Source organism: Hominimerdicola intestinalis, assembly GCF_054655215.1.
Window position 1 is genome coordinate 1 of sequence record NZ_BAAHNZ010000016.1, and the last position, 16,140, is coordinate 16,140.

Sequence of the window (16,140 nt, forward strand, 5' to 3'; positions counted from 1 at the left end):
GGACTACTACCTCGGTAGGACAAACCGACCCAGAATTAGGCGTGAATTATACGAGTATTGTTGGCATGGAACAAATCGAATCAACGCTTAATACAGGAAAAGACGCTTACGGCTTTAATCTTATAACAGACAATTTCGGAGAAGGATCAGTAAAACTAAATTATGTCAAGTTAAATGACAAGCAAGGTCAGGAAACAACGATCACTGGCTCTTGGCATAAAGGCACAGCATCGGCTATGACTGTAACAGGAGACACAGACATAACGGTTGACGCTAATGCGTACAACATATATATGTCGGGATTTTCAGGCTATGGCTTTACCAATCCGACGATCGATGTAACGGTAAGCTACGATTCGACAGCTTCGGGTTATAAGGAAGCAACACTTTATTATGTTGACAACTATAACACTGACCAAGAAGTCTGGACAGGAGTAGAGCCGGAAAACGCAAGATACAAGGAAGTTCAGGCAGGCAAGCAGGTAACATATTCATTCAGCATAGACGGTACCCGTCATTCGCTGTTCGCTTGTTTCGATGAATGCACCGTATCTGAAATAAAGGTCTATGACAAAACGCCTGATCCGATCGACATAACAGGCAATTGGACAAAAGGCACAGAGTCAACAATGGCTTCAAGCGATCCTGACGTATGGACATACGCAGGAGCAGAAAACATCTATGTTTTCAACTTCTCTCTGGAAGGCTACAGAAGTCCTACGGTTGAGGTAACAGCAAACTACTCCTCAATTCCGGCGGATGGCAGCTATATGCAAGCAGAGCTTTACAGCGATGGAGCTAAAATCGGCGGTTCATTTGTTCCGGTTACGGAAACAGGTACAAAAACATTTACATTTGACGTAAGTGACACGTTGACAAAGTTTAACGTATGCTTCGATGGATGTGCAGTCACAAAGGTTAAGATCTATGACAACCGCTCGCCTATTCCGGCAGAAGTCGGCGGAAAAACTGCTGATGAACTTGCAGGCATGATGGGCAAAGCATGGAATCTTGGTAACGCACTGGATTCAACAAGCAACGGAACAGCCGGAGAAACTCTCTGGAACAATAAGTTCCCTGTTAGCAAGGAAATGTTCGACGCAGTGAAAGACGCAGGTTTTGGCACAGTTCGTATTCCTGTTTCTTATATGGACAAAATTGTTCAGAACGCCGACGGAACGTACACTATCGACTCCGCATATATGGCAAGAGTAAAACAGGTAGTGGACGCAGCAATTTCCGCGAATCTTTTTGTAATCGTTAACATACATAACGACGGCGGAAACGGCGTTAAGGATATGTGGATTGACATTACAAAGACAGGCGATGAGTTTACTGCTGTTCAAAACAAATTTGCGGGAGTTTGGTCATCAATAGCAAATACATTTGCAGACTACGATCAAAAGCTGATATTTGAGGGATTTAACGAGCTTAACAACGGTACTCAAAACGAGCCATCTGCTTCAAATTTAAGCAATGTAAACGAATTAAATCGGGCATTTGTTACTGCTGTTAGAAATTCCGGCGGAGAAAACAAAAAGAATCAAGATCGCGTACTGATTTTAAATGGTTATAACGCAGACATTGATAACACTGTTAATGGTTTTGCAAAACCAGATGATAAAACAGCGAGCAATGTTATAATTGAAAACAGATTAATGCTTTCTGTTCATTACTATGATCCATATGATTTCGCATTAAATGAAAATGGTACAAGCGAATGGGATGCTGATACAGAGTATATGGAAGGTCAATTGCAGAAAATAGTTACTTTTGCAAACGGACTGAATATGCCGGTTGTAATCGGTGAATATGGCGCGATTGATAAGAATAATATTGATAGCAGAGAAGAATATATAGTATCATTTAATGCTATTGCAACTGAATTGGGAATAGTAACAGCTTATTGGGATAACGGTAATTCCGGACAATATGGTTTCGCTATTTTTGATAGGACGAATAATAATGTAACGACAGCGGGACAAGTATTATTGAGTTCTATTATAGGATAGCTTAAGGATAAAAGTAAAATAAAATGGCGTTTGTTATTAAATAACAAACGCCATTTTCATGATATGGGAGGGTAAATATGAAAAAACTAAAAGCTCTAAAACGTGCATTAGGCGTTTTGCTTGTGGGACTGATCGGAGTTAATTCTATTGGATTTTCTGCAATAGCGGAAAATACAGATTACTCTGGTAATTTTACTTATACGGTTGAAAATGGAGTAGCAACAATAGCGACTTTCGATAATACCGTTACAGATGTAACATTACCAAGCGAAATAGTAATTGACGGTATTACTTACAAAGCCGATGATGAAACGCTCGTTATAGGACAATCATTATTCAGAACAACCAGTAGTCAAACATTTTCGATTGAAAAGCTGATTATACCGAAAGGATATAAGGCTATACCTAAATATATTTGCAGAGAAACAGTAACATTAAAATGCGCAGTAATTGAATATACCGGAGATGATCTAAAATTTGATTCGTATGGATTTAATAATTGTACCGGATTAGAACAATTATATATATACGCTAATTCAATTAGTGAGCCGTCAATTACTGTTAAGAGTTCGTTATTCAAAAATGTTCCCTCAACAGCGACAGCATATGTAAAGAATGATAATGTAAAATCTACAATGGAATCATTAAAATGGCCCGGGGTTATTATGATTGATCCGACATTAGGAGAGAATTCAAGTTCAGATGTAAATAAATCTGCATTATCATCTAAAATAAATGAAGTAGAAACTTTTCTTTCGGGAATAGGTGATACTAAGTATACAAACATCGAAGCTTTGAAAACAGAGCTTGAAAATGCAAAGACTGTGTATAATAATGCGTCTGCAACTCAGGAAGAAGTAAATAATGCCACTAATTCATTAGCTGCTGCTTTCGATAATGTTGAGGAAATCGTTGATAAAACAGCTCTTAATGAAAAAATAGAAGAAATCAGTGCATATATAAATGGTTTAGGATTAGATAGAGGTCTGTATACAGGCATTAACGCTTTAAGCAATGCTCTTTCAGCAGCGATAAGGGTGAATGTTTGGGATAATTATACTCAAGCAGAAGTAAATAAGGCTCTTGAAGATCTGAATACGGCATATAATAATATAAAGTTAAAAACAACTAATGTAATTGAACTTAAAAATGCGTTGGTTGAGGAAAATAACTTTATACAAGGGAAAAAGGATATAGATTATAATTTAAACGATTTAAGAGCTGCGGCAAATTCCGCAAGTACAGTATATTATGATGAAGGCGCTTCTCAGGAAGAAATAGATAAAGCATGCGCAGATTTAAAGGCGGCACAGGCGGCAGTAACGAAGAAAAGCGCTGAAGCTCAGATAACTGAAATGAATGGAATAATCGATCAGTTAGAGGCTCTGAATGAAAAGGATTATACCAAAGACAGCTGGTCGGCAGTAGAAACGGCTATTACAAACGCAAAGTCAATTACTGACGGTTTAGTTTCACAATATATTGCCGCCATTGAGGATTTAAAAGCGGCAATGAGTACCTTGGAACTGAAACCTCAGAATGTTGAGGAAGCCGGAGAGCCGATAGCTGTAATTCAGAAAAACGCCGTTGAAACCACCCTCGGAGAATTTACGGCGGACGAAGCTGTTGCAGGAGCGACAAAAATCAAGATAACGTTCGACTGCGCTGACGATGTTTCGTTTAATCAGTACGCAAGCATAGAAGCAAAGGCTGCAATCGCAGGCGTGGAAAGCTACATGAAGTTTGCCGGAACAGACAGTTCCCAGACAGCCGGAGCAAAGGGATTTACGATTGAATTGCCGTTGACAAATGCAATCAACTCCGGCGATGATGTGAAGCTTGTAGCGTATACATGGGCATGGGCAAACGCAAACGACTATGTTTATGCAGTAACAAAGGTGGAATATATCAATGCTGTCGGACAGGTAGTCAAGGCGGTTACGGACAGAACTATTGCGCTTGACGAACTGAAAGCGGCAATAGCGGAAGCTGAAAAAATTGAATCCGACAATTACACCGAGGACAGCTATGCGGAACTGACAACGGCTTTGACAGCGGCAAAGGAATTGCCGGAGGATTCTGAAAAGGCAGATATCGAAGCCGCTAAAACAGCGATTGAAACGGCTGTTGCGGGTCTGGTTGAAAAGACGGACGATTCCTCGTCAGAATCAATTCCTGATTCAGAATCAACGCCAGATTCCGAAAGCTCGTCCGATACAGACGCCGATTCGTCATCAAAAACAGACGATGAATCAAGCTCAAAGACCGATGATTCGTCAAGCAAAACCGACGATTCGTCAAACGACATCACGTCAAAGACGGATTCCGCAGGCTCCGACAGTAAGGCGGGGATAACAGAAAATGCCAATAACTCAGGAGCCGGCGGAACGTCTAACCCCAACACCGGAGCAGCTTCGGCTGCGGCAGCGGGAATAATTCTGTTGTCAGCAATCGGCGTTATCGCCTCAAGAAAGAAGTAACCTCCTTTACATCTTCATGGTTTATTTCACTGCTTCCGACTTGACTTTAGCGCTGAAAGCAAAAACAAGGGTACAGTTATCTGTGCCCTTGTTTCATTAACTTCGGCTCCACTGGGACCGAAGTAAAATTTACTTTTATAAAGCTTGCAATGATTGGCATAGTATGATATAATGAAGTTAGAAAAAGGACGGAAAACAGACGTAACGGAGGCTGATACCAATGGGCAGAAACATAGTGAAAGCAAAGCTGGATATAATATTCAAGACGATGTTTTCAAAATCGGAAAATGAGGATATACTGCATAGCTTTTTATCGACTATGCTTGAACTGCCATATGATTCGATAAAAGAGATAGTGATTCAGAACTCCGAAATACTGCCGGAAACGATAACTGGGAAATTCAGCAGGCTTGATCTGAAAATGCAGGTTGACAATAAATTAGTCAATGTTGAAATGCAGATAAAAAATGAGCCTGATTTCAATGACCGAGTATTGTATTACTGGTCGAAGCTTTACAGCGGAGATCTGAAAAGCGGCGACGAATACGGCGACCTGAAACAGAGCATATCAATAAATATAATCAACTTCAATATGTTTGAATGCCCTGAATTTCATTCATGCTTCAAGGTACTGGAAGTAAACAGGCATGAGCTGCTGACGGATAAATGCGCGATACACTTTTTTGAATTGAAAAAGATAAACAAGAAGATAAATAAGAATAACCGCATGGAGCTGTGGCTTCAACTGATAAATGCGGAGAGCGAGGAGGAACTGGAAATGCTTAGACAGACAAATGTGCCGGAAATACAGAAAGCGGTAATGGTAATACACCAGATGAGCGAGGATGAAAAGATACAGGAGCTTGCAAGATTAAGAGAAAAGGCGCTGCACGATGAAGCCAGCGCATTGGGTCATGCAAGGCGTGAGGGAGAGCAGATAGGCATAGAAAAAGGCAAAGAAGAAGAAAGAGCCAATATCGCAGCAAGATTAAAAGAGCTTGGCTTGTCAGACGATATGATAAAAGCGGCTCTTAATAAATAACAGAAACAATAAGGATATAGCGCTGATCGGCGCTGTATCCTTTTTTTATTGAATTATTTTTTTCCCAAATTTATAAAAGAAACAGTCCCTGGGAATCAAGGAGGAACAGGGACAAAATTATGCATAAATCTACCAAAATTTTATTGCTAATTTTATGCAAATTATAGATTTTTTAAAAATTGCCAAGAATTATTAATTAAACTCTTGAATTATTATATATATTGTGCTAATATTTTAATTAATATAGGTATATTAAGTGATATTTTATAATACTTAATATGATATATAAATAATTTTAATAGCTATATTGGATGGAGGTTCTATGAAAAGAAAACTTGTTTTAATTATGGCTGCTGTTATTTTAGCTTCGAATTTAACAGCCTGCAAAAATTCTGAAAACACATTATCGAACGATAATGATAAAAGCCGGAGTACACAAAGCAGTATTTCCGAATCGGTATCGGAAAGTACGGAAAGCGATACTCAGAGCAAAACTGAGGTTCAGTCGGAAATAAATGAGTACGACGGAACATTTAACGAGGATGTTTTTGATAAGATCGTCAGTAACGTTGTTATAGGCGATAAAACTTTTTCATTTCCATGCTCGCTGGATGATTTGGGTGATGGTTTTACTTTTAGAAAAGAAACCATGATATATGAAGAGGAAACAGAATTAAGAAGCTGTGGATTATTATATGACAAAAAATCTTTGGCTGCGGTAACAATGCATTGTGCAGCAGACGATAATGATTATAGTGATAATGATATTATTTGTATAAGCTTTACTGCGAGTGCTTTCAAAAGGCAGGATACGATTGATAACATTTCAATAGGCGGAATAACCTTTGATAGTACTGAAGAAGAAATACTTCAAATGTTTGGTGAACCAATAGATAAGTATGAAGATTCTGATGATTTTGAATTATATATTTATTCTATTGATAATAAGCGAATGACCCTTTCTTTTAATAGCGGGAACCTAAATATTATAGAGTTTAAATTGGGAGGAAAATAAAATGTCAATTAATATTGATACAGGATTCGAGATCATATTAAAGTTAGATAAGGACATGAAAAAAGTTGAAGATACAATGATAAAACTATCTGACGAAGAAACATATACCGTAGATGGTTTTTGTGAAATATTAAAAAATAATATTGTTTCGTGGGGAGACATTTCTATAAGATTTACGCTGGAAAGTCTTAATAATACAGTAAATTACGGTAAACTATCAAAATTTATTACTGACTCACCTGATACAGCTGCTTTAAACGAAGCATTAGATAAACTTGCTTCAAGTAATAAGGATTATAGCAAGTGGATTAAAAACTATGATTCGCTTTATAAAGGAGCAAACGATCTGGTTGCTTTAGTTGATGAAGCTATTAATATATCAGATACTATAAAAAAATTAACTTATATGTCGGAAGATAATGATGAGAGAAGAAATGCAATAGCACAAATCAGTGAAAGTATTTTTAGCATGGGAAGTACCTTAACCGGAAATATTCCCGGTATTCTCGGAGATGTTATCTCAGAACAATTCAGTTTAGCAAGCGAAATTATATCATCGGGAGCCTCAATTATAAATAAACATATAGATCAAATCAAATCGGTTGAAAAAGAAATCGATGAAATTATAAACGGAAAAACCAGCGATTTCGATTTTGATAGTTTAAATGCGGCAAAAGACGAATTGGATATTTCAGCTAAAGTGGATGATTTGTCCGAGTTTGTTTCATCATAGACGAATACATATACTTTTGCAATCAACAGCGTATTCAGTTAAATACAAAACTGACTCCGCTTTAATTGCAAAATCAGTTTTTTGCTTAAAACTTAATATTATACCAATGGTGGTTTTTTTGTGCTGTCTGTACAATGTGGATCTGTTCAGTAGCCAAGAGGCTGCTTTTTTATATAAACAACAGCCGATTTGCGCCCGCCACCGCCATCATCCACCCGATTTGAAAATAGGTGCCAATTGCCATGAGGATATATGACCACCCGTTTGTGATCATCCATCCGATGCCAAAGCAGAGGAGAAATTTCGGATTCAACAGAAATCTGAAAAACTTTTTTATTCTATCCTTAAGCTTTGAATGCTTCATGATTTCCTCTTTCCCTTTATTTTTTACATATATTGATATTTTTTTCGCTTCGCAAACAGGAAAATCAGAGAAATTCCAAAGGCAGAAATTTCTGCCGTCACATCTGCCAGCCAAATGCCGTCAAGTCCTAAAATCAGCGGAAGAAACAGAATCGCTGCCATTTTGAAAATGAAAGTTCGAAGGAAGGAAATTGCTGCTGACACACCTCCGTCATTGAGCGCCGTAAAGAAACCCGAAGCAAAAATATTAAATCCAACGATAACAAAAGACACGGTGGAAATTCGCAGCGCCCGTACCGTCATTGTAAACAATTCCTGACTGTAACCCACAAAAAGCTTCGCCAGCGGAACGGCAAGAACCTGCGCGGCCACAACCATAAAAGCACCTGTGATAAACATCAGCAGCTTACTTTTTTTAAGCAGTCCTTTCAGCTCTGCAAGATTTTCCGCACCGTAGTGATAGCTGATAATCGGAGCGCTGCCCATGGAATAACCGATAAAAACCGCTACAAATGCAAATTGCAGATACATAAGCACACCGTAGGAGGCGACTCCATTTTCTCCGGCGTGTTTTAGAAGCTGAAAGTTGTAAATGATACCAATTACGGCAGAGGTTGCATTGGAAACCATCTCGGAGGAACCGTTCCCGCAAGCCTTTAGGATAGGCCTCAGCTCAAACCGGGTTTTTGTCAGCTTCAACGGGCTGTTGTTCTCTCGCAGAAAATAAATCAGCGGGATCACAGCGCCGATGCATTGACTGAGTCCCGTAGCAACTGCCGCACCTGCAACGCCCCATTTGAAAACAGCGATGAACAATGCGTCAAACACCATATTAGTCACACCTGCCGCAACAGTTGAAAAAAGTCCAAGCTTTGGCTTTTCCGCTGCGATCAGAAACGCCTGAAGCGCATATTGCAGCATGAACGAAGCATTAAAAATCATGGTAACAGAGCCGTAGGTGACGCAGTGCTGAAGCATTCCCTCAGTTGCGCCCAGCAAAAGCGCTACAGGACGCATCACCAGAAAGCCGACTGCCGAAAGCGCCACGCCGACAATAACCGAAGTCCAGATCATCATAGTGAAATAACGGCTTGCCTGCTCCCTCTTTTGCTCTCCCAGCAGCTTTGCCACAAGTGCACTACCGCCTGTTCCCAGCATAAAGCCCACGCCGCCGAGAATCGTGTTAATCGGCATAATCAGATTAATGGCGGCAAACGCAGTGTCTCCAACAAAATTGGAAACAAACAGACCGTCCACCACTCCGTAAATAGAAGTGAATACCATCATAATAATGGACGGTGCCACAAAGCGCAAAAGGCGTTTATAGTCAAAATGGTCAGATAACTGAATATTCATTGAAATCTCCTTTCAAAATATTTTTCAGTAAAAGCTACAATCGGCACGGTCGAGAACGCTTTCAATATACTGTTCGCCCAGTTCGAGATTCTCGGCTATTTTTCCGATAATCTCCTTTGCATAGTAGGAAAAACCCATCTCGTCCGCCAACCGCTTTCCAAGCTCCCTGCCGTCATAGAATAACCCTTTCCGTTTTCCAAAGTAATCACTTTTTGTTCTCTGCGTGTAGTTTCTCATATTCCTCACGCATATACTGATTGGTCTTACGGAACAGAGATAGAAACAATTTCCGTTCTTCCTCGGTAATTCTTGAAAATGCAGCTTCTTCGATCATCCTTGTTTCGCCAATCACCTGCTCACAAAATTTTTGACCGGCTTCAGTGAGTATAATGCGCTTGCGGTTTTTTGTTCCAGTTAGCGATTCCAGTGTGATCCATTCTTTTTTGATCATCGAAGTGATAGAACTGTTGATCGTTTGCTTGGAATACGCCCACTGGTCGCAAAGATCCACCTGAGAAACCGGTTCGTCATAGTTGTACAGAATATAGAGTATCCAGTATACACTGTCAGGAAGGTGGTAACTCTGCGCAATGTCGTGATAGATCCCGTCGCTTTCCTCGGACAGTCGGCTGATCTCCAGCATTTGTTTTCTGATTGTAGTCATATTTAATACCTCCATATTATTAGTCTGTTTTCGGATATTACTATTGTAGTCCGAAAGCGGACAAAAGTCAATAGGTCCACAAAAAATATTTTTTGCAAACCTTTCAAACAGATAAAATGAAAGATTTTGATACCAAAATTAAAGAACAGCTTCAGCCTGACCTTTATGCGATAGAAGCCGGTTTTCACCACTGCAAGCGGTCCTTTGGGCATAAATTTCAGTTCATCCGCAAATCAGCGGGCTTTCAATCATTTGCAGGGATTCAGACGGATCGTTCTTGCTCCGACAGACAGATCCACTCATCACGCTTCTGCATTTATCTAGGGCAACACCACACAAAGCCATAGCTGTCCAAAGGGCAGATTGGCTATGTTTTTTCAATATGTAAAAGCTCCAAAATATTGCTTTGAGAGATTTTTCATATTGAAATCTACAAAGCCGATTTCCTCGTCATCGCATTTTACATATTCAAGCAGTTCTTGTATCTGTTCTTTATCACCGTGAAGAATCACCTTATTTGTTATATTGTTAGGCATAAAATTCCTCCTGTTTCATGGCATGAAAAAAGCCGTTATGATTTCTCATAACGGCTGGGTTGGTTTTGTTTAATTTGGTTTGGTCGATAAATGGGGATTTGTAGAGATGAAAATTATACTTATCTTTTGAATACCTGAGCGTTATTTCTCCGCTGTAAAAACTGTACCGAATTCCACGCGATTTATTGATGTCACTTTCAAATTGGATTTTTTAAGAAAGTTCACTGTATCTTCAATAGTATCGGGATACATATGTATTTTACGTATAGTGAAGTCAAGTTCCTCAGACTGATCATCTGCAATTGAAAGAACAAAACGCCCGTTTTTTGATAGCAAAGATGCGACTTTATCTATAAATGCTTGTTTTTCTTTAATATGCCACAGGACCAAAGAAGAGTAAATGATATCAAATTTTTTAGTAGAACAGTAATCAAAAAAATCTCCACAAATCAAAGTTTTATTATCAAATCTTTCAAGATTTTCTATTGCCCGTTCGATGGTTTTCGGAGAAAAGTCAATCCCTGTAAAATGCTTGCAATTAGGAATGACTTTTAATGCCAAACGTCCTGTACCTACACCAATTTCAAGAACATTTTTATTCTTGTTGAGTTGTAAAGAGTTGATGAAAATTTGTCCGTCCCATTTATCCATATAGTCTCTTAAAACCTGTGGATCACGCACTGGATCATTTTTTTCATCAATAAGTAAATCATAATGATTAATGATATCGTTCATATGCCCACTTCCTATCAGATATATATTTTATCCTACAAATTCCGATTGAGATTTCACCTATTTTAAGAGATTTAATAACTGTTATATTTTGTTATCAAATTTCTCACAAACCATTGAAAATACTAAGTTTGTGACAGGTGTGCTTTCCCTTATATATTCCCTTGTGTTATATCGTTCCATCAGTGTTTATGGACTCTGGTAAGGGAAAAAGCAAGGGAAACAAAATCATATAACACAGTATAACACAAAATGAAACTGACATGGTGAACTGATTGAAATGCTTCTGAATTTCTTATTTTGATTAATTGATTTGAAGGAGACACGATATGAATATTATTTACGCAGAATACAATATGTACCGGAATAGCATAGACATTTACACCTGTGCCGGATATATGCTCCGTATTGACTGCAACAAGGCAGAAGATGGTATTAAAACTACACCATGCTCTCAGTGTGCATTAAATGCTCTTGCTATTGATGAACCTCTTGAATATGCAAAACTATATCTGGATGGAACTATGCAGATATGGGTAGACGCAGAAGACTCTATTGAACTTTAAGTACACTAAGGGACTGCTACTCTAACAATTAAAAAAGTGCAAGAGCAACAGCCCCTTTGTATTTTTACAAGTTTCGACCTAAAAAACAATTATTTCACATTCGCATTATACAAGTCCATAAAATAAGAATCTGTATGTAGTAGTTCTTCAAAAGTACCTTGTCCAACAATCCTCCCTTCTTTAAAGAGAATAATTCTGTCAAAACCTGCAATGGAATTTAATCTATGTGCAATGGCAATGACAGTTTTATCTTTCATTTTTTGCATAACTGATTTCATTACATTTTCTTCTGTTAAATTATCCATTGCAGATGTTGCTTCATCCAAAATGACAAGTTCAGAGTCTTCAAACCACAAGCGAGCTAATGCAAGTCTTTGTTTTTCTCCACCTGATAAACAAGTACCTTTCTCACCAATTTCAGTATTTAAACCTTCCGCAAGATTTTCAACTAAATGAGATAGTTGCACTTCACTCAATGCCCCTAGCATTTGTTCTTCTGACACTTGTTTCCCAAATACCAGATTTTCTTTTATTGTTCCGTCAAAAACAGGGGCATCCTGTGATAGATAACTAACTCTATCATACAGATTATTAAGACAAATTTCTTTTAACTCCATGTCTCCTAAGTGAACTTCTCCCTGATTATATTTTAGCAACCCTAATAAAATCTTAATCAAGGTCGATTTTCCGGAACCACTTTCTCCTACAAAAGCTATTTTTTCTCCCTTTTGTATTGACAGGCTCAAGCCATCAATAATTTTTCGTTTCTCATATTGGAATGATAAATTTCTTATTGCAATTTTTCCAACATTTATATTTATTGCGTTACCGTTTCTTAATTGAACATCGTCTTTTAAGCCTAAAAATTCCTCAAATCTCTTATATGATGCCTTGTCCAATTTATATTGGACATAAAGTACATTAAAAATGGCAATTGGTGTATAAGCATTTTCAATCAGTGCAATTAGTGCAACCACAGAACCTACTGTAAGGTTTTTCGTTTTCCATGCATAAAAAAGAATACCAATATCTAACATTGCCACAAGTAGTGCAAATATCGTGAAGAATGCTTCATGAATCATATTCATTTTTACTTTTGATGAAACAATATCCTCTTTTGCATTACAAGTCTTCTTTATTTCACTCGGGAACTGTTTACTCATACGAAATACCAACATTTCCATATAGCCTCTCACCAAATAGTGATTTAATAGTTCTTCACTATTCAAAATCTTTTCTTTTATTTTGTAAAGAAACTTTAATAGAATGTTGGTTATTATAAAAATAAACGCATAGCCTACAAACAGTACATAAGTGACTTTTTCATCTATTTTCCAAATAAAGTATATACTAAAACCAATGGTAGGAAGTAAGTCACGAATTAAACACAACCAGAAATTGAATAATACATTTCTTCCTGCTGCTGAACCATTCTCAATCCTTTGAACAAGTTTGCCCGTACCTATTTTCTGATATTCCGTATAATCGATTGTACTTATTTTTCTAAGTGACAAAACCTTAAAATCCAGATAAATACCATGTTCCAACTTCTTTTTAGGGTAATTATCCAGATAATTCATACAATAATTTACCAGCAAAATAAAGCCATATGTTGCAACTCCCGCAAATGCAAGTGTTCTATCAGCCAATCCATCAATAACCTTTTGGAAATAGTCAACCTTGTAATTAGCCACAAATGAATTAAATATACCTAGTCCAATGTAGACCAATACCCATATGCTGTTTTTCTTTAATATATCTTTTATATAACGCATAACTGTACTCCTTTACATATTGTATTTCAAGCATCAGGACAGTACAGTCAACGACTACTGGCAAGTTTCTTTTAACCTCAGCACAATCTGCCAACAGTTTACATCAACTGTACTGAGTAGTTATCTCGGATAATTTTCATATCGTTCTCACCTCTTCCTAAAAATTTTCTATTATTATATCATGCTAAGTTCCAATATTCTATCGTAATTCCGTCAAAAGAATATAAAACAAAGGGCATATTATCTTGCCCCTCTGTTTTTTGTCTGCCTGCTGATACTGTTCTGGTTTTCAGCGGCTTCCCTTTGTAGTCTTGCAAGTTTATCCGACAGTTTTTCATCCTTATGCGTAGGTGTATCCAGTTTTCTGCAGGTATTCTTCCAGCTTTCGTATTGTCTCTGATAATCCATATAAGCATTCCTGCATTCTCTGAATGTCAGCAGGAACTCGTTCATATTTTCAAAACCGCTATTACGAACCATGTTTGATAGTCCTACCTTTAATCTGTTGATATAATCCGTCTTTTCGTCAATCTTTCTCTGTAAATCACCTTTTCTGGTGAGCTTCGCCAGTCCCTTTAAGTTTGACATTTCGATTTCAAGACTGCCTCTTAGTTTCTCAGCTTCAAAGATAATGGCATTCTGGCTGTCCAGTTCTGTCTTTATCTTTTTTAACTTCGGATAGGCGGCTGCTTCCGGTGTCATAACAGACTCTGGCGGTAAAGCATGCCTCCTTCTTCCATGAGATTACAGCAAACGTAGTAGTAATGTCTATCAAAAGGCTTTTACATATTAGATAAAAGCATGTAAAATTTCTTTTACATAGCTTAATTGCGGTCTATTTAGCTTGTTTCCTGACTACTCAGGAAAAATATTTCTACCCTCGCCCCACCTGTATTTTCAGAATTTGAAAGTTTAATACCTCCACCATATTTTTCAGCCACAGTTTTTGCAAAAAATAGTCCCATCCCATAATGGGCTTCGCCATTTCTACTTGTGTCATCCATAAAAAACTGCTCTGTGCCATGCAATAATGCTTCTTTTGTAAATCCTGATCCGCTATCCTCCACAATGAATGTCAGCCGGCCATCCTGCTCCTTTGCGTCAATATAAATGATTCCATTTTCTTTTGTATGCTCCACTGCATTCTGAATCACATTCATTACGGCCCGGAACATTGGATCATAAGCAATCGTTACCTTTTTATCACTTTGTCCCGCCTTCCAATCTATTTTCTGGTGATAGATTTCTACCAGTCCGAGTGCCTGTTCCTTTATATCTGCGAAAAAATCTTCTAACCTCACCGTTGTATAGGTAACATCACTGCAATTCCATGATTTTGTGACATCTATCAACTGTTTTACATAACTTTGTATCTGTGTTGTGCCGTTCAAAACATAAGTGATATTTTTCTTCTGTTCTGTGGTCAGTTCAGTCTCTGAAAGTAGTTCTGCATTTCCCCGTACAATCGTAAGAGGTGTTTTAATATCATGCGCCAAAGCAGACATCTGCTGTTTCTTTTCATGCTCTGTTTTCCACTGCTTTTCTAAAGATTCTCGCAATGCATCTCGCATATCATCGATTGCCGATAAACAGTCATCAAACTCTTTGATACCGGAACAGGATGTCTCATATTCCAGATTTTGATCCTTTATTTGTCCGATTGCGTCTAATACAGGCTGCATCTGCTTTTTGATTCTTTTTCCAAAACGTATGGACGGAATGATGATAATCGCTACCGCTCCAATCACAGACATAATAATCATCACATTCTGTGGTCCTATAAAATGCTCCCTCAAAAAAGCTGAATGATATTGAGGTGTCAGGCGATATTGCAATACAACATATTCATTTTCCCTTACAATTACTTTATAAAAATATTTCCCGGATGCGTTTCCGTGCTTTGCAACATTCCATGCTATCTGTTCGTATTGTTCTGACAAATCTCCACCTATTTTCTCTCCATTCTCTGAAAAGATTACATAATCACAAAGTGCGGGAATCATCTCAGCAGTCACTTTATCTGCACGTAGAATCGTATCATATGCTTCATTAATCTTTTGCTCTGCATAATTTGCCGGATAAATACAGCCCACACTAATCAAAAGGTACAGCAGCAGATAAGCAACAATCACCAAACCAACTAATGATCCAAGCATGACCAGTACATATCTCATAAAAATCCTGCTGAGTGCATTGCTTCTCTTTACTCTTCCCATTTATATCCAATCCCCCAGACTGTTTTTATCGGCATATAATCATAATCCGCAAATTTTGCTCTTATATTTTTGATATGCGTGATTATAGTACTGTCATTACTCTCATTGTCAAAGCCAAAGACCGCTTCCAATATCTGTTCCTTCGAGAAAACCTGTCCTCTGTTTTTAGCCAGAAATTCACAGATTTCGTACTCTGCTTTCGTAAACGGAAGTTCTTTATCATCCATCAACAGTTTCTTTTGAGACATCTGAATGCAGACTCTCCCTAAAACCATCCGGACAGAATGTTCCCTGTGCTCTCTTCTAAGATGTGCATTGATCCTTGCCCGAAGTTCCATCACTCCAAATGGCTTTGAAATATAATCATCTGCTCCTAAAGAAAGTCCGTTTACCAGACTGTTTTCCTCCGTTTTTGCCGTAAGAAACAAAATCGGACAATCCACAAGTATCCTAATTCTTTTGCATAATTCGAAGCCATCAATTCCAGGCATCATAATGTCCAGTAAAATCAGGTCATAACGATGTAATTCTTCCATATTAATTTTTAGTGGATTACTTACTTTGGTAACCAGATGTCCATCCTTATTCAAAATGCTTTCTATCATTTCCAAAATTGCCGGTTCATCATCAACTGCCAGTATTTTTGCCAT

The 16,140-nt window shown here is 38.0% G+C and carries 15 protein-coding genes and 1 pseudogene; 6 read left to right on the plus strand and 10 right to left on the minus strand.

Annotated features, from left to right (window positions below; genetic code table 11):
* The 5 genes from ACYQ0H_RS11470 to ACYQ0H_RS11490 form a co-directional block, all read left to right on the plus strand.
* Window positions 1-2,012: glycoside hydrolase family 5 protein (locus tag ACYQ0H_RS11470; RefSeq protein ID WP_459812971.1), on the plus strand; the 2,012-nt coding region annotated here is incomplete at its 5' end.
* A 77-nt stretch (window positions 2,013-2,089) separates the two neighbouring features.
* Window positions 2,090-4,492 (plus strand): hypothetical protein, encoded by a 2,403-nt coding sequence (locus ACYQ0H_RS11475; protein ID WP_459812972.1) that lies wholly within the window; start codon window positions 2,090-2,092, stop codon window positions 4,490-4,492.
* A 220-nt stretch (window positions 4,493-4,712) separates the two neighbouring features.
* Window positions 4,713-5,534, plus strand: a complete 822-nt coding sequence (locus tag ACYQ0H_RS11480) for an Rpn family recombination-promoting nuclease/putative transposase (RefSeq protein WP_459812973.1) — start codon at window positions 4,713-4,715, stop codon at window positions 5,532-5,534.
* A 322-nt stretch (window positions 5,535-5,856) separates the two neighbouring features.
* A complete protein-coding gene (locus tag ACYQ0H_RS11485) occupies window positions 5,857-6,549 on the plus strand; it encodes a hypothetical protein (RefSeq protein WP_459812974.1) in 693 nt (230 codons plus the stop codon).
* A 1-nt stretch (window position 6,550) separates the two neighbouring features.
* Window positions 6,551-7,282, plus strand: coding sequence for a hypothetical protein (locus tag ACYQ0H_RS11490; RefSeq protein WP_459812975.1), 732 nt, complete (start codon window positions 6,551-6,553; stop codon window positions 7,280-7,282).
* Window positions 7,283-7,669: 387 nt separating this feature from the next.
* Here the strand turns inward: ACYQ0H_RS11490 and ACYQ0H_RS11495 are convergent, their stop codons facing one another.
* The 6 genes and pseudogenes from ACYQ0H_RS11495 to ACYQ0H_RS11520 all read right to left on the minus strand — a co-directional run bounded on the left by ACYQ0H_RS11495 (window position 7,670) and on the right by ACYQ0H_RS11520 (window position 10,936).
* Entirely contained in the window at window positions 7,670-9,001 is a 1,332-nt protein-coding gene (locus ACYQ0H_RS11495; RefSeq protein WP_459812976.1) for an MATE family efflux transporter, read from the minus strand.
* Between the two features lie 24 nt (window positions 9,002-9,025).
* On the minus strand, window positions 9,026-9,238 hold the full coding sequence (locus ACYQ0H_RS11500; protein WP_459812977.1) for a cytidylate kinase family protein: 213 nt from the start codon (window positions 9,236-9,238) through the stop codon (window positions 9,026-9,028).
* Window positions 9,207-9,665: a MarR family winged helix-turn-helix transcriptional regulator gene (locus tag ACYQ0H_RS11505; RefSeq protein WP_459812978.1), complete on the minus strand. Its 459-nt coding sequence runs from the start codon at window positions 9,663-9,665 to the stop codon at window positions 9,207-9,209. The genes ACYQ0H_RS11500 and ACYQ0H_RS11505 overlap by 32 nt, the downstream gene beginning before the upstream one ends.
* Window positions 9,666-9,793: 128 nt before the next feature.
* A pseudogene (locus tag ACYQ0H_RS11510) lies at window positions 9,794-9,977 on the minus strand (type IV secretory system conjugative DNA transfer family protein); the annotation flags it as partial.
* Between the two features lie 65 nt (window positions 9,978-10,042).
* Complete coding sequence (locus ACYQ0H_RS11515) at window positions 10,043-10,201, minus strand: hypothetical protein (protein WP_459812979.1); 159 nt, start codon at window positions 10,199-10,201, stop codon at window positions 10,043-10,045.
* A gap of 141 nt (window positions 10,202-10,342) precedes the next feature.
* Entirely contained in the window at window positions 10,343-10,936 is a 594-nt protein-coding gene (locus ACYQ0H_RS11520; protein WP_459812980.1) for a class I SAM-dependent methyltransferase, read from the minus strand.
* A gap of 326 nt (window positions 10,937-11,262) precedes the next feature.
* Here ACYQ0H_RS11520 and ACYQ0H_RS11525 point away from each other — a divergent pair, with 326 nt between their 5' ends.
* The gene (locus ACYQ0H_RS11525) at window positions 11,263-11,499 is read left to right on the plus strand and encodes a DUF6061 family protein (protein ID WP_118351162.1); all 237 of its coding nucleotides are present in this window, start codon (window positions 11,263-11,265) and stop codon (window positions 11,497-11,499) included.
* An 89-nt stretch (window positions 11,500-11,588) separates the two neighbouring features.
* Here ACYQ0H_RS11525 and ACYQ0H_RS11530 read toward each other — a convergent pair whose 3' ends face one another.
* The 4 genes from ACYQ0H_RS11530 to ACYQ0H_RS11545 all read right to left on the minus strand — a co-directional run bounded on the left by ACYQ0H_RS11530 (window position 11,589) and on the right by ACYQ0H_RS11545 (window position 16,140).
* Window positions 11,589-13,274 (minus strand): ABC transporter ATP-binding protein, encoded by a 1,686-nt coding sequence (locus ACYQ0H_RS11530; RefSeq protein WP_118351163.1) that lies wholly within the window; start codon window positions 13,272-13,274, stop codon window positions 11,589-11,591.
* 240 nt (window positions 13,275-13,514) lie between these two features.
* A complete protein-coding gene (locus ACYQ0H_RS11535) occupies window positions 13,515-13,976 on the minus strand; it encodes a hypothetical protein (RefSeq protein WP_182433364.1) in 462 nt (153 codons plus the stop codon).
* A 137-nt stretch (window positions 13,977-14,113) separates the two neighbouring features.
* Complete coding sequence (locus tag ACYQ0H_RS11540) at window positions 14,114-15,490, minus strand: sensor histidine kinase (RefSeq protein ID WP_459812981.1); 1,377 nt, start codon at window positions 15,488-15,490, stop codon at window positions 14,114-14,116.
* Entirely contained in the window at window positions 15,478-16,140 is a 663-nt protein-coding gene (locus ACYQ0H_RS11545; RefSeq protein ID WP_055195474.1) for a response regulator transcription factor, read from the minus strand. Before ACYQ0H_RS11545 ends, ACYQ0H_RS11540 begins: the two co-directional genes overlap by 13 nt.